The organism is Providencia sp. Je.9.19 (assembly GCF_051129765.1).
Lineage (GTDB): Bacteria > Pseudomonadota > Gammaproteobacteria > Enterobacterales > Enterobacteriaceae > Providencia.
Window position 1 is genome coordinate 907,247 of sequence record NZ_JBCPSS010000001.1, and the last position, 25,448, is coordinate 932,694.

Annotated in this window: 16 protein-coding genes and 1 pseudogene; 13 read left to right on the forward strand and 4 right to left on the reverse strand. The window is 41.1% G+C overall.

The genetic code is table 11. From position 1 onward, the window contains the following. Positions 1-10: 10 nt before the first annotated feature. Positions 11-1,096, reverse strand: coding sequence for an AI-2E family transporter (locus tag AAZR93_RS04240; protein ID WP_434719058.1), 1,086 nt, complete (start codon positions 1,094-1,096; stop codon positions 11-13). Between the two features lie 153 nt (positions 1,097-1,249). Here AAZR93_RS04240 and AAZR93_RS04245 point away from each other — a divergent pair, with 153 nt between their 5' ends. Next, positions 1,250-2,713, forward strand: a complete 1,464-nt coding sequence (locus AAZR93_RS04245) for a beta-barrel assembly-enhancing protease (RefSeq protein ID WP_294105811.1) — start codon at positions 1,250-1,252, stop codon at positions 2,711-2,713. A 12-nt stretch (positions 2,714-2,725) separates the two neighbouring features. Continuing rightward, positions 2,726-3,082 carry an arsenate reductase (glutaredoxin) gene (gene arsC / locus AAZR93_RS04250; RefSeq protein ID WP_434719059.1) on the forward strand — a complete coding sequence of 119 codons (357 nt, stop codon included), beginning with the start codon at positions 2,726-2,728 and terminating at the stop codon, positions 3,080-3,082. 53 nt (positions 3,083-3,135) lie between these two features. Here the strand turns inward: arsC and hda are convergent, their stop codons facing one another. The 3 genes from hda to upp form a co-directional block, all read right to left on the reverse strand. After that, positions 3,136-3,843: a DnaA inactivator Hda gene (gene hda, locus AAZR93_RS04255; protein ID WP_434719060.1), complete on the reverse strand. Its 708-nt coding sequence runs from the start codon at positions 3,841-3,843 to the stop codon at positions 3,136-3,138. Between the two features lie 133 nt (positions 3,844-3,976). Further along, complete coding sequence (gene uraA / locus AAZR93_RS04260; protein ID WP_294105802.1) at positions 3,977-5,272, reverse strand: uracil permease; 1,296 nt, start codon at positions 5,270-5,272, stop codon at positions 3,977-3,979. A 91-nt stretch (positions 5,273-5,363) separates the two neighbouring features. Beyond that, the gene (gene upp / locus AAZR93_RS04265; RefSeq protein WP_294105799.1) at positions 5,364-5,990 is read right to left on the reverse strand and encodes a uracil phosphoribosyltransferase; all 627 of its coding nucleotides are present in this window, start codon (positions 5,988-5,990) and stop codon (positions 5,364-5,366) included. A 350-nt stretch (positions 5,991-6,340) separates the two neighbouring features. Here upp and purM point away from each other — a divergent pair, with 350 nt between their 5' ends. From purM to baeS, 11 genes and pseudogenes are all read left to right on the forward strand, one after another. Then, positions 6,341-7,381, forward strand: a complete 1,041-nt coding sequence (gene purM / locus AAZR93_RS04270; RefSeq protein ID WP_294105790.1) for a phosphoribosylformylglycinamidine cyclo-ligase — start codon at positions 6,341-6,343, stop codon at positions 7,379-7,381. Next, positions 7,381-8,019, forward strand: coding sequence for a phosphoribosylglycinamide formyltransferase (gene purN, locus AAZR93_RS04275; protein ID WP_434719061.1), 639 nt, complete (start codon positions 7,381-7,383; stop codon positions 8,017-8,019). Before purM ends, purN begins: the two co-directional genes overlap by 1 nt. Before the next feature lie 287 nt (positions 8,020-8,306). Next, complete coding sequence (gene speG, locus AAZR93_RS04280; RefSeq protein WP_434719062.1) at positions 8,307-8,894, forward strand: spermidine N1-acetyltransferase; 588 nt, start codon at positions 8,307-8,309, stop codon at positions 8,892-8,894. An 86-nt stretch (positions 8,895-8,980) separates the two neighbouring features. Continuing rightward, entirely contained in the window at positions 8,981-11,050 is a 2,070-nt protein-coding gene (gene ppk1 / locus AAZR93_RS04285; RefSeq protein ID WP_336429903.1) for a polyphosphate kinase 1, read from the forward strand. A gap of 4 nt (positions 11,051-11,054) precedes the next feature. Continuing rightward, positions 11,055-12,584 (forward strand): exopolyphosphatase, encoded by a 1,530-nt coding sequence (gene ppx / locus AAZR93_RS04290; RefSeq protein WP_294105779.1) that lies wholly within the window; start codon positions 11,055-11,057, stop codon positions 12,582-12,584. A gap of 368 nt (positions 12,585-12,952) precedes the next feature. After that, a pseudogene (gene mgtE, locus AAZR93_RS04295) lies at positions 12,953-14,233 on the forward strand (magnesium transporter); the annotation flags it as partial. A 586-nt stretch (positions 14,234-14,819) separates the two neighbouring features. Continuing rightward, positions 14,820-16,175, forward strand: a complete 1,356-nt coding sequence (locus tag AAZR93_RS04300; protein ID WP_434719063.1) for an MFS transporter — start codon at positions 14,820-14,822, stop codon at positions 16,173-16,175. A gap of 400 nt (positions 16,176-16,575) precedes the next feature. Beyond that, positions 16,576-17,844, forward strand: a complete 1,269-nt coding sequence (locus AAZR93_RS04305) for an MdtA/MuxA family multidrug efflux RND transporter periplasmic adaptor subunit (protein ID WP_434719064.1) — start codon at positions 16,576-16,578, stop codon at positions 17,842-17,844. Continuing rightward, a complete protein-coding gene (locus AAZR93_RS04310) occupies positions 17,844-20,966 on the forward strand; it encodes an MdtB/MuxB family multidrug efflux RND transporter permease subunit (protein WP_294105764.1) in 3,123 nt (1,040 codons plus the stop codon). Before AAZR93_RS04305 ends, AAZR93_RS04310 begins: the two co-directional genes overlap by 1 nt. Continuing rightward, the gene (gene mdtC, locus AAZR93_RS04315; RefSeq protein ID WP_294105761.1) at positions 20,966-24,067 is read left to right on the forward strand and encodes a multidrug efflux RND transporter permease subunit MdtC; all 3,102 of its coding nucleotides are present in this window, start codon (positions 20,966-20,968) and stop codon (positions 24,065-24,067) included. The genes AAZR93_RS04310 and mdtC overlap by 1 nt, the downstream gene beginning before the upstream one ends. Next, positions 24,057-25,448, forward strand: a complete 1,392-nt coding sequence (baeS, locus tag AAZR93_RS04320) for a two-component system sensor histidine kinase BaeS (protein WP_434719065.1) — start codon at positions 24,057-24,059, stop codon at positions 25,446-25,448. The genes mdtC and baeS overlap by 11 nt, the downstream gene beginning before the upstream one ends.

The window sequence follows — 25,448 nt, forward strand, 5'->3', positions numbered from 1 at the left end:
AGCGCAATAACTATTTACTGTCTTTACTCTCTAGCTTTTCACTATCACTGGTATCTTCTGGCCATGCGTGGATCACGGCTTTAATCAAAGTGGCGAGAGGAATAGCAAAAAACACCCCCCAAAATCCCCATAATCCACCAAAAATAACCACAGATAAAATAATAACTAATGGATGTAAGTTTACCGCTTCTGAAAACAGAAGTGGAACAACAATATTGCTATCAAGCCCTTGAATGACAAGATAAACAATAATCAAGGACCAAAAGTCACTACCAATTCCCCATTGAAATAGTGCCACCAGCACAACCGGAATTGTCGCGGCTACCGCCCCAATATATGGGATCAATACCGATATTCCGACTAATACGGAAAGTAACACCGCATAACGCAAATCAAAATAAGCAAAACATAAATAAGTACAAACACCAACAATCACCATTTCAGTGATTTTACCACGTAAATAATTCGCAATTTGTTGGTTCATTTCCAACCAAACTTTGCTAACTAACACGCGATTTTTCGGTAGCAATTTAACAAAACTTTTCCCTATTCTGTCTTTATCTTTAAGTAAGAAAAACATCATTAACGGAACAAGCACTAGATAGATAGCGAGGGAAAAAATACCAATCAAAGACGCAACTGATGCTTTTACTACCGAGTCTGCCACACCAGATAAACGACTACGCAAGTTATCTGCCATCATGTCGATAATGCCAACATCAACTAAAGCAGGATATTGTTCAGGTAATTTTTGAGCAAATTCATTGAAACGCGTGACCATACTCGGTAAATCAGCAACTAAATTAATTCCCTGTTGCCATGCTGTAGGTGCAATTATTAAAATGACCATGGCACTAATTCCTGCAAATAAGGTCAAAATAATGCTAACAGCGAGAACCCGAGATAAACCAATACGTTCAAGTAAATGTGTCGGCCATTCCAACAAATACGCTAATGCAATTGCCACCAATAACGGAGCCAATATACTGCTAAAGAAAAAAATAATAAAAAAGCCGATAACGAGCAGAGTAAAAAGTGCAACAGCTTGTGGGTCAGCGAAACGTCGGCGATACCACTGTAAAAACAATTCCAACATTCATTGGCTCCTGGGATATTAATGCAAAAAAATGCGCTTAAAATAAAGGACAGTTCTTAAATTATCGAAAATTATACCGAATAACTGATTTTACGATAGCTTTTGCTATCATATCCCCTAAATAATTCGTGCTGTATGGGATACCATGACCAAATGACTAAAAAATTTAAATATCCACTACTGGCTTTATTAATCACTGCACTAATGAATAGTACAGTACTCCCTGCGTATGGCGCTATTGAAGATACGTTACCCGATATTGGTACAACCGCAGGAGCTACACTAAGTATTAACCAAGAAATTATCATGGGTGATGCAATTACGCGCCAAATTCGCGCCAGTACACCATTAATTTATGACCCATTACTTACTCAATACATTAACAAATTGGGTATGCGTTTAGTTAAAAATGCCGATTCAGTTAAAACACCCTTCACGTTTTATCTTGTAAATAACCCAAATATTAACGCTTACGCCTATTTCGGTGGTAATGTCGTCCTGCATTCCGCGCTCTTTCGTTATAGCCAAAATGAAAGCCAGTTAGCCTCAGTTATGGCTCACGAAATATCTCACGTTACTCAGCGCCATCTTGCACGAATGATGGAAGACCAAAAAAGCACCACACCGCTAGCCATTGCAGGAACCATTGGTTCATTACTGCTCATTATGGCTAATCCACAAGCAGGATTTGCAGCGCTAACAGGTACTATGGCGGGTGTACAGCAAGGTATGATTAGCTTTACCCAAGCCAACGAACAAGAAGCTGACCGCATTGGTTTACAAACGTTAAGACGTGCTGGGTTTGATCCTCATGCAATGTCTGATTTTATGCAAACAATGTCAGACCAAACCCGCTATATGTCTAAGCCGCCTGAAATATTACTGACTCACCCATTACCAGATAGTCGTTTAGCCGATGCACGTAACCGCTCAAATCAATATCCAAAAGTGAGCACGCCATCATCACTGGATTTTATGTTAGCCCGTGTACGTATCTTGTCGATGTATAGTGAAGATCAAAAGATCGCTTTAGACCAAATAATTGATAACTATAGTAAAGGTTCTGAACAAGAACAGCTCGCCGCGAAATACGGCCAAGCCTTACAACTATCTCAAAATAAAAAGTATGCAGAAGCAGAAAAAATAGTCAGCCAATTATTAGCAAAACAACCTGACAATCCGTGGTTTATCGATAGCATGACGGATATTGATATTGAACAAAAACAAGTAGGTAAAGCCATTACTCGCCTGCAAAATGCGTTAAAAAAATCACCCAACAATACTGTTCTAATCGTTAACCTTGCCAACGCATTAGTTAATGGCCATCAATATAAAGAAGCCAGTAAGCTGTTAAATAAATATACGTTTGATTACCCTAATGACCCTATCGGTTGGGATTTATTAGCAGAAGCATCGGCAAAACAAGGTAATCGAAACGAAGAACTCGCGGCTTACGCTGAGGGAATGGCGCTTAGAGGCAACTATGATAATGCAATCAATTATCTCAGTGATGCTAGCAGAAAAAGCAAGCTCGGCAGTTATGAACAACAACGCTACGATGCACGTATCGATGAATTGAAAAAATTACAATTACGCGACAGTAATGCCAAACCGTAAGGAATAATCGTCATGACGGATAATATTAAGATTTACCATAATCCTCGCTGCTCTAAAAGTCGAGAAACGCTCAATCTTTTAGAAGAAAGAGGCATTACGCCAACGGTAATTGAATATTTAAAAACACCGCCTAGCATTACTGATATTAAAAAATTGCTAACAATGCTTAATTTTAACGATGCGCGCCAATTAATGCGTACTAAAGAAGATTTATATAAAGAATTAAAACTTAGCGATGATTCATTGAGTCAAGAGCAGCTCATCAAAGCGATGCACGATAATCCTAAGTTGATTGAACGCCCCATTGTGGTCAATGGTGATAAAGCTAAATTAGGTCGCCCACCTGAACAGGTATTCGATATTTTATAGCGTCTATTATTGGCAGTCATTTGGCTGCCAATCATTTCCCTAGTCGGAGAATGTTATAATTTGAGAGTTTCTTTTACAAAAGGGATGGTCAGTTTACGTTGTGCAACGATAGATGCGTGATCTAACTTATTGAGAATATCGAATAAAGTACCCATTTTTCGGTCAAGGCGCTTTAAAACAAAACGACACACATCTTCAGGTAGTTCAAACCCTCTTATCCGAGCTCGTAATTGGAGCACACAAATTTTATCTTCATCACTTAGTGGATGTAGCTTATAAATTTGTCCCCAGTCTAGCCTTGACGCTAAATCAGGAAGAACCAAATCAATTTGTCTTGGCGGCCTATCACCCGTAATCAAAAGACAAGTACGCCCGATTTCTAATATTCGATTGTAGAAATTAAAAATGGCCATTTCCCACTCTTCATCTCCAGCAATGCATTGAATGTTATCAAGACATACCAGTGATAAATGTTCCATACCCTCTAAAACTTCAGGTACAAAATAAGCTCGTTTATCTAATGGCACATAGCCTACAGCCACACCTTGCTCCGACAATTGAGCACAAGCTGCATGAAGCAGATGACTCTTTCCCCCGCCTTCACGAGACCAATAATAAATATAGCTCCCATGAGATTGCATAATCGCTGATTTAATTGCAGATAATAAGGCATCATTTTCCCCTGCATAAAAGCTGGCGAAAGTTTCATCATCGGGTAGATAAAGTGGCAGTGAAAGCTGTGATGGTGTGTTCAGAAGCACCTCTGACTGTGCAAATCAATTAACGCGGACAAGTTTACCATAAATTTCAAGGATAGATGAACAGTAAGAATTTCAATTGCCGGCGTATTTCGTCACACCGGCAATTAGTTTTATCTTTTCATATAGAAAAAGTTTATTTTTTCTTCGTATCGACTTCTTCAAGTTCCGCAGTGACAAATTGCTTTTCAGGGCGTACAAAAGTGATAAAACGGAACAGTAACGCCATTCCTATACCCACTACTGTTGCCAATGCCATTCCCTTAAGTTCTGCTTGTCCAATATGAATAACCGCGCCGCTAACCCCAATAATTAAGATAACTGACGTTAAAATTAGGTTTTGTGGTTTGTTATAATCTACTTTTGAGTCAATTAAAACGCGAATACCGGAAGCACCAATCACACCATAAAGTAATAAAGAAACACCGCCCATGACTGGAACTGGCACTAACTGGATCGCCGCTGCTAATTTTCCGACACAAGAAAGTAGTATGGCAATCACAGCAGCACCACCAATAACCCATGTGCTATACACTTTCGTTATGGCCATTACACCGATATTTTCACCATAAGTGGTATTAGGCGTCGATCCAAAGAAGCCTGAAATTACTGTCGAAAGTCCATTAGCAAACATTGAGCGATGCAGGCCGGGGCTTTTCATTAAATCGCGTTCAATGATATTCGCGGTGACGACTAAGTGACCCACGTGCTCCGCAATAACAACCAGCGCAGCAGGTAAGATAGTTAATATCGCAAACCATTCAAAACGTGGTGTATAAAAAGTCGGTAAAGCAAACCATGGCGCTTCAATAACTGGTGTAAAATCAACAATACCCATGAAATAGGACAACGCATATCCGCTCAACACGCCGATTAAAATTGGAATAATCGCCAGAAAGCCGCGGAAAACCACTGCACACAAAATGGTGACCGATAAAGTGACAATTGAAATAATTAGCGTGGAGGATTCAACAGGCACGCCTTCTTTTGGTAGTAAACCCGCCATTCCTGCCGCTGTTTGCGCCAGCTCTAAACCGATAACTGCAACAATTGCACCCATTGCCGCAGGTGGAAACATGACGTTAATCCAACCTCGTCCCGCAATTTTTACAATTAAAGCAACAAGGCAAAACAGCACACCACAGATGATAAACCCACCAAGTGCAAGCTCATATCCTAACGGTAGCAAAATTAATACTGGTGAAATAAAAGCAAAACTCGAACCCAAATAAGCTGGAATTTGTCCTTTACAGATAAATAAATATAACAATGTGCCAATACCATTAAATAACAGTATGGTTGCAGGATTAACACCAAACAAAATAGGTACGATAACCGTCGCCCCAAACATAGCAAACAGGTGTTGTAAACTCAGTGGAATAGTTTGTAGTAGAGGGGGTCTTTCTTCAACACCGATCGTACGACGTGTCATTTCGTTTTATCCTTTTAATAATGGATTTTATAATTAAGAAAATAATAATTAAACAAACAAAAAAAAGCCGACTCATTAAGTCGGCTCATTATTATTTAGTACCAAATATCTTATCGCCCGCATCTCCGAGACCCGGAACGATATACCCTTCTTCATTTAAATATTCATCAATAGAAGCAGTATACAATTCAACATCTGGGTGAGCGGCTTCAAGTGCTTTAATACCTTCCGGCGCAGCAACAAGAACCAAAATTTTAATTGCATGACAACCTGATTTTTTCAACAAATCAATTGTTGCAATCATAGAGCCACCGGTCGCTAACATCGGGTCAACGACTAGCGCCATACGCTCATCAATATTTGAAGCTAATTTTTGGAAATAAGGGACAGGTTTTAGTGTTTCTTCATCACGATAAACACCCACCACACTGATACGTGCACTTGGAATACTATCTAGAACACCATTCATCATGCCAATACCTGCACGAAGAATTGGGACTACCGTTATTTTCTTACCTTTGATTTGTTCAACTTCTACCGGACCGCACCAACCATCTATTGTTACTTTTTCAGTTTCTAGGTCAGCGGTTGCTTCATAAGTGAGTAGGCTACCAACCTCTGAGGCCAGTTCACGAAAACGCTTAGTACTTATATCATGAGCTCGCATCAGGCCGAGTTTATGTTTAACGAGAGGGTGTTTTACCTCAACGATCTTCATGGGTTTCTCCTACTGTTTTAGACACTGGCGGACAAAAAAATCGCCGGATTATACCTCTTTTTTCGGTAGATGCCACTAGATTCCGCTTGACTCAGGTCAAGATTTAATCAGTTAGATTTTGTTTTTTTAAATATATCTGCTAATTCAAATAGTTAATTAGCTAGTTTATATGCTTATCTCTAAGCGATATTATAAGGATGAATACTAAGTGTAGCTAACACCATCGCAACTTGGAGAGTCTTTGCCATAATTTTTCATTAACAAAGCTATCGCAAACGTTTGCGTTGCCTGCTAGAATATCTATCAAGATAGTTTATTTTTCTAAATATGCAATTGCCTTGGGGGCCGTAGTGACTGATAAAACCTCTCTCAGCTATAAAGATGCCGGTGTCGATATTGATGCAGGTAACGCATTGGTTGAACGCATTAAAGGTGTAGTAAAAGAAACTCGCCGCCCAGAAGTCATGGGAGGACTCGGAGGCTTTGGTGCATTATGTTCCCTGCCACAGAAGTACCGTGAACCAGTTTTGGTTTCAGGTACAGATGGCGTTGGCACCAAATTACGTCTTGCGATGGATTTAAAGCGTCACGATTCGATTGGTATTGACCTTGTCGCTATGTGCGTTAACGATTTAATTGTACAAGGTGCTGAGCCCCTATTCTTCCTCGACTACTACGCAACAGGCAAATTAGACGTCGATACAGCGGCAAGCGTCATCACGGGTATCGCTGAAGGCTGTAAACAATCAGGTTGTGCCTTAGTGGGTGGTGAAACTGCCGAAATGCCAGGTATGTATCATGGTGAAGATTATGACGTTGCTGGTTTCTGTGTTGGTGTCGTTGAGCGCTCAGAAATTATTGATGGCACTAAAGTCAGTGCGGGTGATGCATTAATCGCTTTAGGATCAAGTGGTCCTCATTCAAATGGCTATTCTCTCGTACGCAAAATTTTAGAAGTCAGCAAAACTAACCCAGAAAATACTCAGTTAGAGGGCAAATCACTCGCTGATCATTTATTAATGCCAACTCGCATTTATGTGAAAAATGTCCTTGAGCTGATCTCTAAAAATAATATTCACGCTATCGCACATATTACAGGTGGCGGTTTTTGGGAAAATATTCCACGCGTTTTACCTGATAATACTCAAGCGATTATTGATGGCGATAGCTGGCAGTGGCCGAGCGTATTTAGTTGGTTACAACAAGCAGGTGCAGTTACAACACATGAAATGTATCGCACGTTTAACTGTGGTGTCGGTATCATTATTGCTCTGCCTCAAACCGAAGTTGCCTCTGCGTTAACATTACTCACCGCATTAGGTGAAAAAGCATGGCAGATTGGCACCATCGGCCAATTACCTGAAGGTGAAGAGCAAGTAGTGATCCGCTAATGAAAAAAATTGTTGTCCTCATTTCCGGTAGTGGCAGTAATTTACAGTCATTAATTGATGGTTGCCATAACGGCACCATCAATGCTGATATTGTTGCAGTAGTGAGCAACCAAAGCGATGCATACGGTATTATTCGAGCACAAGAGGCGGGTATTCCCGCCCTTTGTCTGAATGCTAAAAACTATCTTAGCCGCGATGAATACGATGCTGCTTTACTGGAAACAATAGCGCAATATCAACCTGACTTAGTGGTGCTTGCTGGTTTTATGCGAATTTTATCATCGAATTTTGTTAAAAATTTCTCGGGTAAAATGCTCAACATACACCCGTCTTTGCTCCCTAAATATCCGGGGTTGCATACTCACCGAAAAGCCCTTGAAAATGGCGATAAAGAACACGGTACTTCTGTGCATTTTGTCACCGAAGAACTTGATGGCGGCCCTGTCATTTTGCAAGCAAAAATCCCACTTTTTACAGACGATACTGAATATGGTGTCATTGAGCGGATCAAAACCAAAGAACACCACATTTACCCGATGGTAGTGCAATGGTTTGTGAATGACCGATTAACAATGATTGATGGCAAAGCGGTGTTAGATGGCAATCCACTTCCTGCACAAGGTGCCGCTGTCGAGTGACCGTTATTAAGCGACACCCGCTAAATCGCTAGGCTAATCAAATCAAGGGCCGAAAATAATTTCTGCCCTTTTTCTCTTTATTCTAACCTTATTCGTTATTTTCCCACCTAAACTGGATAAATCTTCGCCATGAAAAAAAACTCTCTGCGTTGAGTCATTATTTTATTACAAATAAATGGTATCCTTATCATGGTTCTTAGAAGTTAATTCAGTGTGTTTATTTCTGTTTTTACCAAAACGGCAAAATCGATATATAAACATATACCAAAAATAATTAGAGGTGTTATATGACTACCGGGCAAGTTCATCCGTTTAGGTTGCGCCCACTTGAACGTGAAGATTTGGCATTTATTCATCAAATTGACAATAATGCCAGCGTGATGCGTTACTGGTTTGAAGAGCCTTATGAGGCTTTTGTCGAACTTAGCGATCTTTACGACAAACATATTCATGACCAATCTGAACGTCGTTTTATCATTGAAAATGATAGTGAAAAAGTCGGCTTAGTCGAACTCGTTGAAATCGATTACATTCACCGACGCTCTGAATTTCAGATAATCATTGCTCCACATTATCAAGGAAAAGGCTATGCAACGCGTGCAGCCAAACTTGCGATGGACTATGCTTTCTCTGTACTTAATTTATATAAGCTTTATCTCATCGTCGATAAAGAAAATATAAAAGCTATTCATATTTATAATAAACTAGGCTTTCATACTGAAGGCGAATTAATTGACGAGTTTTTTGTTAATGGTCGCTATCATACAGCAATTCGTATGTGTGTTTTTCAACACCAATATTTTGCAATGAAACAACAGTCTGATAATCCTGAAAGTGTTGTCAGTAAAAATGCAGCCATTAAGCAGCGCGTTTAATCAAAGCTAAATTATTCATATTTATACATTGATATCTAATATCAACGGCATATAAGTATTAACGCTTAGAGTATTACGGAGCAATAATGTCCCAAGAACGTCTCTATCATGAAAAAGAGTTAAGCTGGCTGGCTTTTAACGAACGCGTTTTACAAGAAGCCGCTGATAAGCGTAACCCTCTCATTGAGCGAATGCGTTTTTTGGGCATTTATTCCAATAATTTAGATGAATTTTATAAAGTCCGTTTTGCCGATGTGAAGCGTCGGATTTTAATTAATGAAGAACGTGGCTCAGCCAGTGGCTCTCGTCATTTACTTAAACGCATCCAATCTAAAGTCGCCAAACAAGAACAAGAGTTTGACGTTTTGTATAATGATTTACTGCTTGAAATGGCTCGCAACCAAATATTCTTAATTAACGAAAGACAAATATCCCCACGCCAACAAATTTGGGTACGTCAATATTTCAGACAAAACTTACGTCAACACATTACCCCGATTTTAATTAATCGGGATACGGATTTAGTCGAGTTTCTAAAAGATGACTACACCTACCTTGCCGTTGAAATTATTAACGGTAGTGATATTCAGTATGCGTTATTAGAAATACCATCAGATAAAGTGCCGCGTTTTGTTAATTTGCCTCCCGAAATGCCCAAGCGTCGAAAGTCTATGGTATTAATTGATAATATCTTGCGATATACCCTTGATGAAATTTTTAAAGGCTTCTTTGACTACGATAAGTTAAATGCTTATTCCATGAAAATGACACGCGATGCAGAATATGATATTGCGACAGAAATGGAGTCCAGCCTACTTGAAATCATGTCATCGACCCTGAAACAGCGCCTTACCGCGGAACCTGTGCGTTTTGTTTATCAGCGAGATATGCCTGATGAAATGGTGGTTCTTCTACGACAAAAATTGGGGTTATCTAATGATGACTCTGTTATTGCGGGTGGACGTTACCATAACTTTAAAGATTTCATTAACTTCCCAAATGAAGGTAATAAAAACTTATTAAATAAACCATTGCCGAGACTTCGCCATCGTTGGTTCGATAATTTTCGCAATGGATTTGATGCCATCCGTGAACGAGATGTGCTGCTCTATTACCCTTATTACACATTTGAACATACCTTAGAATTACTGAGACAAGCGTCTTTTGACCCCAATGTGCTCTCGATAAAAATCAATATTTATCGTGTCGCTAAAGATTCTCGGATTATTGATTCCGTTATCCATGCCGCGCACAATGGCAAAAAAGTCACAGTGGTGGTTGAGCTACAAGCGCGCTTTGATGAAGCCGCCAACATCCATTGGGCCAAAAGATTAACTGAAGCAGGCGTACACGTTATTTTCTCTGCGCCAGGCCTTAAAATCCACGCTAAATTGTTTATTATTTCGCGGATGGAAAATGGCGAAATTATCCGCTATGCACATATTGGAACCGGTAATTTTAACGAGAAAACCGCGCGTCTCTATACTGACTATTCATTACTTACTGCGAATGAACAAATCACCAATGAAGTTCGCCGAGTCTTTAGCTTTATTGAAAATCCATACCGCCCTGTTTCATTCGATAATTTAATGGTATCACCACAAAATACCCGCACTAAATTAAATGAACTCATTGATCAGGAAATTAGTAATGCTCTCGCCGGATTACCTAGTGGTATTACATTAAAAATCAATAACCTTGTTGATAAAGAATTAACCGATAAACTTTATGATGCATCAAATGCAGGTGTCAAAATCCGCTTATTAGTACGCGGTATGTGTTCTTTAGTTACTGGTCAGGCGGGTTACAGTGAAAACATTCAAGTAACCAGTATTGTCGATAGATTTCTTGAACATGACCGCGTTTACGTCTTTTCAAACGCCGGTGATGAACAGGTCTTTATTTCGTCAGCTGATTGGATGACTCGTAATATAGACTATCGTATTGAGGTCGCTGTTCGCCTGCTAGACCCACGTCTTAAACAATTAGTTTTAGATATTCTTGAGTTACAATTTAACGATACTGTAAAAGCGCGTTATGTTGACAAAGATTTAAGTAATCATTATGTTCCTCGCGGTAATAAACGTAAAATTCGTTCCCAACTTGCGGTTTATGACTATTTAAAATCACACGAAACGCCTGATACAAGAGCTTGATACTATGCCAATAACCAATACATCTACGACTAGACCACAAGAAATTGCGGCTATTGACCTAGGTTCTAATAGTTTTCACATGGTGATTGCACGTATCGTTAATGGTGCATTACAAGTGCTTACTCGCTTAAAAAAACGGGTGCATCTTGCTGACGGGCTCAGTGATACCAATGAACTTAGCGAAGAAGCAATGGAAAGAGGGCTAGCTTGTTTAGCGCTATTCGCTGAGCGCTTACAAGGCTTTTCACCTGAAAACGTTTGTATCGTAGGCACCCATTCATTGCGTGTGGCAACGAATGTAAAAGATTTTTTGCAGCGCGCTAAAGGCATAATGCCCTATCCCATTGAAATCATTTCAGGACAAGAAGAAGCGCGATTGATTTTCATGGGTGTTGAGCATACTCAACCGGAAAAAGGCCGTAAACTGGTTATCGATATTGGTGGTGGCTCGACTGAGCTTGTCATTGGAGAAAAATTCGAGCCTCTGTTAATTGAAAGCCGCCGGATGGGATGCGTCAGTTTTGCCCGCAATTATTTTCCTAATGAAACCATTTCGTCTGAAAATTTTAATCGAGCCTACCTTGCAGCCTGTTTGAAACTTGAAAATGCCGCTATCTTATTTAAAAAACAAAGCTGGGATGTCGCGATGGGCGCTTCAGGTACCATCAAAGCGGTACACGCAGTGTTGCTCGAAATGGAAGAAAAAGACGGTATTATCACCCGTGAACGACTTGAAAAAATAAAACAAATGGCCTTGAAGTATAAGTCATTTTCTGCGGTAAATATTCCCGGTCTTTCTAATGAACGCAAACATGTTTTTGTGCCCGGATTAGCGATTTTAATTGCTGTCTTTGATTCACTTAATGTTAAAGAATTACGCCTTTCTGACGGTGCCTTACGTGAGGGTGTTCTCTATGAAATGGAAGGTCGTTTTCGCCATCAAGATATCCGCCAACGCACTGCACTAAGCCTAGCGGAGCACTATAATATTGATAGAGAACAAGCCAAGCGAGTTCTTAAAACGATGGAAGAGCTTTATTATCAATGGGGTAAGCAAAATCCCAAACAGTTAAATCCACAACTTGAATCAATACTTATTTGGGCAGTCATGCTGCATGAAGTAGGTTTGAGTATTAATCACAGCGGTATGCATCGACATTCCGCTTATATTCTCCAGAACACTAATTTACCCGGATTTAATCAAGAACAGCAATTACTGTTAGCCACACTGGTTCGTAATCATCGCCGAGTGATTAAATATGATGATATTCCGAAATTTAACCTTTATAAGCGAAAACAGTTTATGCCGTTAATTCAAATTTTGCGGCTATCGATACTGTTAAATAACCAGCGCCAATCGACAACGACCCCATCATCGCTAAGAATAGAAACCGATGATGACCATTGGAACCTATTTTTACCTGCTGAATATTTAACACGAAATGCACTTATGCTACTCGATCTTGAGAAAGAAAGTGCTTATTGGGAAGATGTGCCAGGTTGGCAATTAACCATCAGCCCAGAATATGAGTAACTTCAATCTATCATTTGTAGTGATTTAAACTTAGCTATTTGACTTATAAATATAAAATTGACTACCTTATTACTCATATATTTGATATTTTGCCGGGATCGGTGACAATGGTAGTAAGATATTTCGTCAATTAGCAGACGGATTAGTTTAGAAGCGCCCTTAGCGCTCTTATTGTTTTAAGGATTAAAATGTCACAACATGCTTTTTCTAACGAAGCGGTATCAACGGTAAATCCGCACTCTCAAAAACTGGCGCATATCCGCCAGCAGATCCTGACGATATTTTTGGATGACGAAGAATTCGTTCATCGCCTTGTTGAAAGAGATCAACATGTCGATAGTGATGACAAAGCATTTAGTGAAAAAGTCAATACTGTAAAAGAGTTACTACTTGACCTACACACCGCCGATATCGCGGATATTTTAGAAATGCTGCCTTACGATGAGCGTCTTGCATTATGGCGCCTTGTCGATAATAACGACCGTGGTGAAGTGTTAGTTGAGGCTTCTGTTGCCGTTTGGGACAGCCTGATTAAAGATATGTCCGATAGGGAACTTCTGCGGGCCGTCGCCAATTTACATGTTGATGAACAAGCTTATATTGCCGAACATTTACCTCGCGATACCATGCGCAGGCTGCTCACCTATTTAGACCCAAGTTTACGCAGCCGTATTCGCGAAGTTTTGCAATATGCAAAAGACAGTGTTGGCCAGATGATGGATTTTGAATTTGTCACTGTGCGTCCTAATGTCACCTTAAAAACAGTGCAACGCTATCTACGTCAACGCGGAAAAATTCCTGAAGCCACAGATAAAATTTTTGTTGTCGACAACAATAATTACATTCAAGGGGAACTTCCTCTTACCACAATACTTATCCAATCTCCTGAAAAAATTGTCGCAGATGTGATGAAGACCGATACGGTCACCTTCTTACCTGATGAAAAAGGCGAAGATGCGGCAAGTGCGTTCGAACGGTATGACTTAATTTCTGCCGCGGTGGTTGACAGTAATGGCCTGTTGATGGGACGACTGACTGTTGAAGACATCGTTGATAACTTAAACGAAGAAAATGATAATAGTATTCGCCGTATGGGTGGATTAAGCGCCGAAGAGGACGTCTTTGCACCTGTAGGACAAGCTGTTAAAACACGTTGGGCATGGCTTGCAATTAACCTTTGTACTGCGTTTGTCGCTTCTCGTGTTATCGGTGTATTTGAAGATACTATCTCTCAGCTAGTGGCCTTAGCGACACTGATGCCGATAGTCGCAGGGATCGGGGGTAATACCGGTAACCAAACCATTACGATGATTGTCCGCGCAATTGCCCTACACCAGATTCAAAATAATAGCTTCTCATTCCTTTTAGTTAGAGAGCTTGGTGTAGCCATGATTAACGGTGTCGTTTGGGGCGGAATTATGGGTGTTGTTACCTACCTTCTCTATGGAGACCTCGCGATGGGTGCCGTTATGACGCTCGCAATGATACTGAACTTACTGATGGCCGCCATTATGGGAGTATTAATTCCGCTTATCATGCTCAAAGTTGGTAAAGACCCAGCCATAGGCTCAAGCGTTATGATAACTGCGATTACTGATACTGGGGGTTTCTTTATTTTCCTTGGCCTTGCCACGCTCTTCTTGGTTTAACGCTTTATTCAAACATGCTCAGCTTCCTTCTGGGCATGTTTTTTTTACAATCCCCCAGTTTATATTTTCATACTACTTAATCAAACTAGCCAGACAGCAATAAACAGGTCATTTAGACTGATGCTATTTATTCAAATAGATTTATTCGCTACTACTATTAGTTGTAATTAATGCCATAAAATATAGTTTCTCTCCTTATTTTTTAATAAAAAGAGTAACAATTCATTTATTTTCTATAATTTAAGACCTTAAATTACCAACGCCAATATACGATCGTCTGCCAAATTGTTATTATTAACATCATATAATGTTATTTATCCTCACATTGAATGCTTAAACCATAAAAAATCAACTAATAAGAATGTTATGCTTGTTTTAATAGTCGAGGTTTACAGAATATGAAACTTTCTGCTATAAATGAGGGTATGCAAAAGATACACAGTATTAACTAGGTTCATCCATCCAACGTTTTATACCGCTTATCTGCACACAACTAATATTAATTAATCACTAATATATTTATTCAAAGCAAAAACAGCTTGTTATTTCCCATTAATATTTTGGGGCATTTCAGAAGGATAGTATTATGACATCGCAAACAACTGGCCAGCCCTCGGCAAGACCCTTGGGCAAAGAAGATTATAAAACATTAGGCTTATCCTCATTAGGTGGAACCTTAGAATTTTATGATTTTGTTATTTTCGTCTTTTACGCAAAAATCATTTCTCAGCTATTCTTCCCAGGAGATAATGAATTTCTTGCACTAATGGCGACGCTAGGTTTGTTTGCTGCGGGTTACCTTGCCCGTCCTCTTGGCGGTATTATTATGGCCCACTTTGGCGATAAAATTGGTCGTAAAAAAATGTTCACATTAAGTATTTTCTTAATGGCATTTCCGACCTTTGTTATCGGCTTTTTACCCACTTATGCCACGATTGGTGCAGCAGCACCTTTACTATTATTATTAATGCGTATTATGCAAGGCGCAGCAATTGGTGGTGAAATGCCAGGCGCTTGGGTCTTTATTGCAGAACATACCCCTAAACAACGTTATGGTTTAGGCGTTGGCACATTAACCTCGGGTATTACCGGTGGTATTTTGCTGGGCTCTATTGTCGCAATTATTATTGAACGTTCTTATACTTCACAGGAAGTTCATGAGTTTGCTTGGCGTATTCCTTTCATTCTTGGTGGTATTTTTGGTTTTATCTCTGTTTATTTACGCCGTTTCTTACAAGAAACACCGATATTCAAAGAGCTAGCCGCAAAAAAAGCCTTATCTCAAGAGTTACCTGTAAAAACAGTCATTCGCTCTCATAAACAAGCTTGTATGATAACCGCTGCATTGACGTGGTCATTATCAACCGCGATCGTTGTTACAATTTTAATGACGCCTGATGTGGTGTTAAAGGGCATCTATAATATTGATCGTAATATTGCGCTGCAGGCAAACTGCGCTGCCACCTTAACGCTAACTTTAGGCTGTATTTTCTGGGGATGGCTAGGTGATAAAGCGGGTACTCGCGCATCAATGACTTTTTCTTGGGGCGGCCTTGCAGTAACAGCAATTTATTTTTACTCGTCTTTATCTACAGATATCGCAGCCAATACTTTGATTTTTAACTATGCCTTAATGGGATTCTTTGTGGGGGCTATTGCAACGACGCCGATTATCAGTACTCGTGCGTTCCCACCTGAGATTCGTTATTCTGGATTATCATTTGCTTATAATGTGGCTTATGCGATTTTCGGTGGATTGACCCCAATTTTGACCGGTGCTTGGCTACAACAGTCACATATGGCACCCGCTTATTATGTCGCAGGCGTATCATTGTTAGCAGTGGCTGTTGCTTATGTACCTCTTTCTTGGAAAGGGTGGACAGCCAATAGTACTAAAATTGAAGATAGTGCCAAGGTGTTAAATACTAGCACCACACATTAATTAACTACCCGTTTTGGTTGCACAAAAAGCAGGGAAATACATTTTTCCTGCTTTTTCATACACTTTAAGATACTAACTGAAACAAAAATATAAAACGTATTTTCTAAACTTTCTGCCAATATTTTTAGTTATTCGGCGTTAATATCTCTATTTTATCAATTCAATTTATTAACACTTCAATTACTACTTTATCCGTGCCCTTTTCTTCACTTACTTAGTGCTAACCAAACAATTATGTATATATAAATTGACACTAATTCATATTTCCTCCATTTTTCTTTGTACCTATCGCGCTAAACTATTACTATGTTATTTGTGTAACTGACTCTTTTTCAGTTAGTTTTTTGCTCTAAAAACGAACTGACTTTATCCACTTTTTGCGTTGAGCGACTTACCCAAAATGAATAAACAAAATCGCCGTACTACTTTGACTCGCTGCGCTATCGTTGTTGCCATTATTGCGGCAGCGGGTGCAGGCTGGTATTTTTATCAACAAAATAATCAAACAAATACCTCAAATTCTGCCGCTGGAGCCAAGCCAAATCAGCAACAAAAACCCGGTACAGGCGGTAGGCCACCACGTGTTTTAGCGCCCGTACAATTTGCGACCGCTGAAGAAAAAGTAGTGCCTAGATACTTATCTGGCCTTGGTACAGTACAAGCCGCCAATGTTGTGACTGTTACGAGCCGTGTTGAAGGGCAGCTAATGGCGCTTTATTTCACCGAAGGACAATATGTCAATGCAGGTGATTTACTCGCGCAAATAGATGCTCGCCCATTTGAAGTTCAATTAGCCCAAGCCGAAGGGCAATTAGCAAAAGACAAAGCTATTTTAGCCAATGCACGATTAGATTTAGCTCGTTATCAAAAATTGGCAGGCACCAAAGTTATTTCACAACAAGAGCTTGATAACCAAAAAGCGGCGGTTTTACAGGCCGAAGGCAGCATTAAAGTCGACCAAGCGGCCGTCGATAACGCCAAATTACAACTGACATACAGTAAAATTACAGCCCCTATTTCTGGCCGTGTTGGTTTAAAACAAGTGGATACGGGCAATTTTATTTCAGCAGGGACATCCACACCTATTGTTGTGATTACACAAACGCAACCTGCTGATGTGTTATTCGCCCTGCCTGAAGGTGATATCCCCGCCATTCAACAAGCGCAGTCATCAAATCAGAACGTAATTGTTGAAGCATGGGATAGAAATAATGTTGCCATGATTGCCGGTGGTGAGTTACTGAGTACGGATAACCAAATCGACCCAGCAACGGGGACATTAAAAATTAAAGCGCGTTTTACCAATGAAGAACAAAAACTTTTTCCAAACCAATTTGTGAATGTAAAAATGCAAGTTGAAACCCTACAGAATGCCGTCGTGATCCCAACAGCAGCATTACAAATGGGTAATGAAGGACACTACGTCTGGATACTCAGTGATGACAATAAGGTGACAAAACATAATGTGGTTGTCGGCATGCAAGATAGCCAACAAGTGGTCATTGAAAGTGGCTTAAGTGCTAAAAGTAAAGTCATTACTGATGGCGTCGATAAATTAACGGATGGCACCAGTGTTGAGGTTGTTAATCCAGGGCAAGTGGCGCGAAAATCAAAAGAGCCCAGCTCAGAAACAAGAAAAAATAATAGAAACAGCGCGGAGAAAGCGTAATGCAACCTGAAATGATGAAAGGTGGCGGCCCTTCTCGCATCTTTATTCTGCGCCCTGTCGCGACCACATTATTTATGGTCGCTATTTTACTTGCGGGTATTATTGGTTATCGTTTCTTACCCGTTTCCGCTTTACCCGAAGTTGATTACCCAACAATTCAAGTGGTGACGTTATATCCCGGCGCCAGCCCTGATGTCATGACCTCAGCGGTAACTGCACCACTCGAAACCCAATTTGGACAAATGTCTGGGCTTAAACAGATGTCCTCCCAAAGTTCAGGTGGCGCATCTGTTATTACGCTCATGTTCCAACTGACCTTACCGCTTGAAGTCGCTGAGCAAGAAGTCCAAGCGGCAATTAACTCGGCAACAAGTTTATTACCATCAGATTTACCCTACCCACCTATCTATAATAAGGTCAACCCTGCTGATCCTCCTGTTTTAACACTGGCAGTAACGTCTGATGCAATGCCGCTCACTCAAGTACAAGACATCATTGAAACGCGAGTTGCTCAAAAAATATCACAAGTTAATGGTGTTGGTTTAGTAACACTTGCTGGCGGGCAACGCCCTGCGGTTCGCGTAAATTTAAATCCCCAATCAATGGCAGCTAAAGGTTTAGATAGCGAAACGATCCGCAGTGCAATTAATAATGCCAATGTGAACTCCGCAAAAGGCAGTTTTGATGGGCCAACACGCTCGGTCACCCTTTCAGCTAACGATCAGATGAAATCCCTTGAGGACTATCGCAAGCTTATTATCGCATACCAAAATGGCGCACCCGTTCGCCTTGGTGATATAGCCACCATAGAACAAGGCGCTGAAAACGCCTACCTTGGCGCTTGGGCAAATACAGAACACGCAATTGTTATTAATGTTCAGCGCCAACCTGGTGCGAATGTGATAGAAACAACGGATACGATCCGTTCTTTACTACCTGAATTAATTGAAAGTTTACCAAAATCTGTCAATGTTGAAATTTTAACCGACCGCACTAGCACGATCCGCGCCTCGGTCAATGATGTGCAATTTGAATTACTATTAGCCATTGCATTGGTTGTTATGGTGATTTATTTATTTCTACGTAACGGTATTGCCACACTAATCCCCGGTATTGCGGTGCCCTTATCGCTAGTTGGCACATTCGCAGTAATGTATTTTTGTGGTTTTTCCGTCAATAACCTGACGCTAATGGCATTAACCATTGCTACAGGCTTTGTTGTCGATGATGCGATTGTTGTTATTGAAAATATATCACGCTATTTAGAGCAAGGAGATAAACCACTCGTTGCCGCATTAAAAGGTGCCGGCGAGATAGGTTTTACGATTATCTCACTCACATTTTCCCTTGTTGCAGTGCTAATTCCGCTATTATTTATGGGGGATATTGTCGGTCGCCTATTTAGAGAATTTGCGATTACCTTGGCAGTGGCAATTTTAATTTCTGCTGTGGTGTCGCTCACACTCACACCGATGATGTGCGCTCGCTTGCTAAAACCTGAATCTCAGCACAAACACAACCGTTTTGAGCTTGCCTGCGAACGCTTCTTCGACAAATTAGTTGCAGGGTATGCGATATGGCTTAAACGTGTTCTTAATCACCAGTGGCTGACGTTATCTGTTGCTTTAGGCACTATGGTATTGACCGTTTTGCTGTATATGTGGATACCTAAAGGCTTTTTCCCTTTGCAAGACAGTGGAATTATTCAAGGTTCGATTGAAAGCCATCAATCTATTTCATTTTCTGCTATGTCGCAGAAGCAGCAAGAAGTCGCCAGTAAAATACTCGCTGACCCTGCCGTCGATAACGTCACCACATATGTGGGAGTTGATGGTAGTAATGCCACGTTGAATAATGCTCGCATTCAAATTACCTTAAAGCCGCTCGATGACCGTGAAGATCGGGTTAGCGCGATTATTACTCGCTTACAAAGTGCTGTAGATAATATTTCTGGCGTCAATTTATACTTGCAACCCATGCAAGATTTAACGATTGATACACAAGTCGCTCGTACACAATATCAATTTACACTGCAAGCAGGTTCCCTTGATGAATTAAGCACTTGGGTACCTAAATTATTGAATGAGCTTGAGAAACAACCTGAATTAACGGATATCAGTAGCGACTGGCAGAACAAAGGTTTAGTCGCTTATGTCAACGTTAATAGAGATACTGCTAGCCGTTTTGGTATTACTATGTCAGCGATTGATAACGCTCTGTATAATGCATTTGGTCAACGGATGATCTCAACCATTTATACACAATCGAATCAATATCGCGTCATTTTGGAGCACGATACCCAAACTCGGGATGGAATGGATGCATTAAATGATGTTCGCTTAAAAGGGACGGATGGTGCCATTGTGCCATTATCTACCTTAGTAAATATTAAAGAGGGTTATGGACCACTCTCTATCAATCATCTTGACCAATTCCCTGCGGTAACCTTTTCATTTAATGTATCTGACGATGCTTCACTTGAATCTGCCGTTAAAGCCGTAAAAAATGCTGAAGCACAAATTTCGATGCCTAAATCGATTACCACTCAATTCCAAGGAGCGACTCTCGCCTTTGAAGCCGCACTCAGCAGTACTATTTGGTTAATTGCCGCCGCAATTTTAGCTATGTACATCGTATTAGGTATTTTATACGAGAGTTTTATTCACCCAATCACTATTCTCTCAACGCTACCAACTGCGGGCGTCGGAGCACTACTCGCATTAATGATGGCAGGTAAAGATCTCGATGTAATCGCCGTCATCGGTATTATTTTGCTAATTGGTATCGTGAAAAAGAACGCCATCATGATGATTGACTTTGCTCTCGCGGCCGAGCGAGATAAAGGCATGTCGCCTTATGATGCTATCTATCAGGCTTGCTTATTACGTTTTCGTCCAATCCTCATGACCACAATGGCGGCCTTGCTAGGCGCATTACCACTGATGTTAAGTACTGGTGTCGGCGCTGAATTACGTCAACCATTAGGGATTTGTATGGTGGGTGGTTTGATTATGAGTCAAATTTTGACGTTATTTACCACGCCAGTGATTTACCTGTTGTTTGATGGCTTATCAAACCGCTGGAAAACGCGTTCTCAAGCAAACAAGGCGCAGGAGCTATAATGAAACGCTTTTTTGCTCTGTTTGTCAGTCGACCCGTTGCGACCACGTTAATTAGTGTGGCTATCACTCTTTGCGGTGCATTAAGCTTTATGTTCTTACCTGTGGCTCCTTTGCCACAGGTTGACTATCCCGTCATAAACGTGACAGCGTCACTTCCAGGTGCATCACCTGAAACGATGGCCTCATCCGTCGCAACACCCCTTGAGCGTTCTTTAGGCAGTATTGCGGGGATCAGTGAAATGACCTCCAGTAGCGCACAAGGCCGCACAACCATCACCCTAGAATTTAATCTCGATAAAAATATTAATAATGCTGCGCGAGAAGTTCAAGCCGCTATCAATGCTGCACAATCTTTGCTCCCAAGTGGTATGCCAAGCCGACCGCGTTATTACAAATCGAATCCATCAGACGCCCCTATCATGATTTTGACACTGACGTCAAAAACCATGAATACCGGTGAAATTTATGATATTGCTTCAACGCGATTAGCTCAGCGGATCGCCCAAATTGAAGGTGTCAGTGAGGTATCTGTCGGTGGGGGCTCATTGCCTGCCGTACGTGTTGAGCTTAATCCTACCGCATTGTTTAACCAAGGTGTTTCATTGGATGCGGTGCGCTCCGCGATTAGTAGTGCCAACGTTCGTCAGCCCCAAGGCTACATTAATAACGATGACAATCGGTATCAGGTACAAACAAATGACGAATTAAAAAAAGCGGCTGATTATCGCCCTATCATTGTTCATTACAATGCCGGTAATGCGGTCAAACTCAGTGATGTGGCTGTCGTTAAAGACTCTGTTGAAAACGTTCGAGCTGCCGGTATGGCCGGTGGCGAACCCGCTATTTTGATTGTGATCCGCCGCGAAGCTGGCGCTAATATTATCGAGACCGTCAATCGTATTCGCGATGAGTTGCCTGAATTTAGAGACATGATCCCTGCGGCGATTAATTTAGAAGTTGCCCAAGATAGAACACCAACAATCAGAGCCTCTCTTGCCGAAGTCGAGCGCGCATTATTAATTGCTATTGCCCTCGTCATATTGGTTGTTTTACTGTTCTTACGTTCTGGGCGTGCAACATTAATCCCTGCTATTGCAGTGCCAGTTTCGCTTATCGGTACATTCACCGCCATGTATCTGTGCGGTTTTAGCCTAAATAATCTCTCGTTGATGGCATTAACGGTAGCAACGGGCTTTGTTGTCGATGATGCCATTGTCGTACTCGAAAATATTTCACGGCACATCGAAAATGGGAAAAAGCCCTTTATTGCAGCGATTAAAGGGGTTCATGAAGTCGGTTTTACCGTCGTTTCTATGAGTATTTCGCTTGTCGCTGTTTTCATTCCATTATTATTAATGGATGGATTAGTGGGTCGATTATTCCGTGAATTTGCTATCACCCTCGCCACCGCTATTGGGATTTCATTGGTTGTCTCTTTGACATTGACCCCCATGATGTGTGCTTATTTGCTCAAAAAGCGAGGTAATAAAACCAAAGCAAAAAATCGCGGTTTTGGTCGAGTACTTATGCGCTTACAAGAAAGTTACGGCGTCACATTAAATTGGGTGCTGTCTCATCGCCGTAGTGTGTTAGCTATTTTATTTATGACTATTGGGCTAAATGTTTACCTCTATATTGCGATCCCTAAAGCCTTTTTCCCTGAGCAAGATACGGGACGCATCATGGGCTTTGTTCGCGCAGACCAAAGTATTTCGTTTCAATCCATGAAACAGAAAATGACCACTTTTATGCAGCAAATCAATGCGGACCCCGCGGTCGATAATGTGACCGGATTCACCGGAGGTAGCCGTGTGAATAGCGGTTTCATGTTTATTTCATTAAAAGATCTTAATGAACGAAATGAAAGCGCAACCAGTGTCATGAACCGCTTACGAATTAAACTGGCTAATGAGCCCGGTGCGAATTTATTTATGATGCCCGTTCAAGATATTCGGGTTGGTGGACGGCAAGCCAATGCCAGTTATCAATTCACGCTACTGGCCGATGAATTATCTGCGCTACGAGATTGGGAACCAGCCATTCGTAAAGCGCTCGGAGAATTACCGCAACTGACCGATGTTAACTCAGATAAAGAAGATAAAGGTGCTGAAATGGCGCTGACCTATGATAGAGATCTGATGGCGCAGTTAGGTATAGATGTCCGCGAGGCCAATAATTTATTGAATAATGCCTTTGGTCAACGTCAAATCTCAACCATTTATGAAGCGATGAATCAGTATAAAGTGGTAATGGAAGTTGCTCCTGAATATACCCAAGATGTCAGCTCATTAGATAAAATGTTTGTGATTAACAGCCAAGGTCAAGCAATCCCGCTATCCTACTTTGCACGTTGGGAGCCGGCAAATGCGCCGTTGAGTGTCAATCACCAAGGGCTATCTGCCGCATCAACCATCGCATTTAACGTGGCTGACGGTTATACCCTTGATGACGCGATTTCTGAAATTGAAAAAACCATGACTGCCTTAGGCGTGCCTTCCGCAGTGCGTGGCACATTTGCGGGTACTGCGCAGATATTCCAAGATACGTTAAAATCGCAATTATTTTTGATTTTTGCCGCTATTGTGACGGTTTATTTAGTGCTTGGTATTCTCTATGAGAGCTATATTCATCCACTCACCATTTTATCAACGTTACCGTCAGCAGGGGTTGGCGCATTACTGGCACTTGAATTATTTGACACTCCATTTAGTTTAATTGCCCTCATCGGCATTATGCTATTGATAGGAATCGTCAAGAAAAATGCCATCATCATGGTTGATTTTGCTATTCAAGCTCAACGAAATGCCGGATTAACCGCTCGTGAAGCTATTTTCCGTGCAAGTTTATTGCGTTTTCGCCCTATCGTCATGACAACCTTAGCTGCCATCTTCGGTGCATTACCGCTTGTCTTAGGCAGCGGTGATGGCGCTGAGTTACGTCAACCTCTTGGGATCACTATTGTCGGTGGGTTAATTATGAGCCAGTTATTAACTCTGTTTACAACGCCGGTCGTTTATCTCAGTTTCGATAGCCTAAGACAACGTTTCGCACGAAAAAATAAGCTGACCGATAAAGCACCGGAGGCAAATAATGAAGTTTAGGTTAAATAGCGTCAGCACACGCCTTTTCCTTGCTATTTTCGCAACGTGCTTATTATTAGTGGTCACGATGCACCAAGGGGTGCGAATGAGCTTTCAGCACGGCTTTCTTGGCTACATCAAAGAAAATGACCAGCAGCGTGCAGAGCTTATTTCAAGTGCATTAGCCGAACAATATGAACTCTCCGGAAATTGGATGTTTTTATTAAGCAATGACCGCGCTTTTTTCAATATATTGCGTGCAGTTGAACATCAACATCGCAATAGCAAACCCAATAATCATAAGCGCTGGCGTACAGTTTTTTGGGTTTATGACAACAAAGATCGGCTAATTTTTGGTCGTGATGTTCCCTTACCTAACAATGTTATTCGTGAGCCCGTGGTCACGGGGAATGGGGATACCGTGGGTTGGTTAGTCGCGAGCTATGAAAATGGTATCAATAACGAGCTTGATCAACGCTTTGATGAACAACAACTGTATACCAGTTGGATTATCGCCGGTCTTTCCCTCTTTGTTGCTCTGATTGCGACCCTATTCCTTGCCCGTGGATTTTTAAGGCCAATCAAACGGTTACTAGAAGGCACCAACCAACTCGCGAGAGGCGACTTTTCTGCTCGAGTTCCCGATGTGGGGCGTGATGAGCTCGGCCAATTAGCCAAAGATTTTAATCATCTGGCCTCAACACTTGAAAAAAATGAACAAATGCGCCGCGATTATATGGCCGATATTTCTCATGAATTACGTACGCCATTATCAGTATTACAAGGTGAATTAGAAGCGGTGCAAGATGGGGTTCGTCAAGCAACGCCCGAAACCATTAACTCTCTCTTAATGGAAACGCAAACGCTTATTAAACTGGTTAATGACCTCCACCAGCTATCGCTCTCAGATAGAGGTTCATTAGTTTATCGTAAACAACCTGTTGATATTATTCCTCTTATTGATATGGCTATAGGTCAAGCCCGCTGGCGATTAGAAGATAGAAAATTGACCTTAGAACGTCATTTTATCGAGCAATGCATCGTTTTTGCTGATCCTGACCGTCTTACCCAGCTATTTTATAACTTAATGGAAAATAGCCTACGTTATACCGACCCTATGGGTAAAATTATCATTCAGGTACAACAAGAAAATAACCAGCTGGTTATTAACTGGGAAGATAGCGCCCCCGGATTAACAGTAGAGCAATGTAACCATCTATTCGAACGTTTCTACCGAGTGGATGAATCGCGTAATCGCGCCAGTGGTGGTTCCGGTTTAGGGCTAGCAATTTGCTATAATATTGTTGAGGCGCATAATGGCAGCATACAAGCAAGCTCGTCTGATTTAGGCGGCGTACGCATTACCGTTCGGCTACCTATCCCATCGAAGGAAAAAGAATAG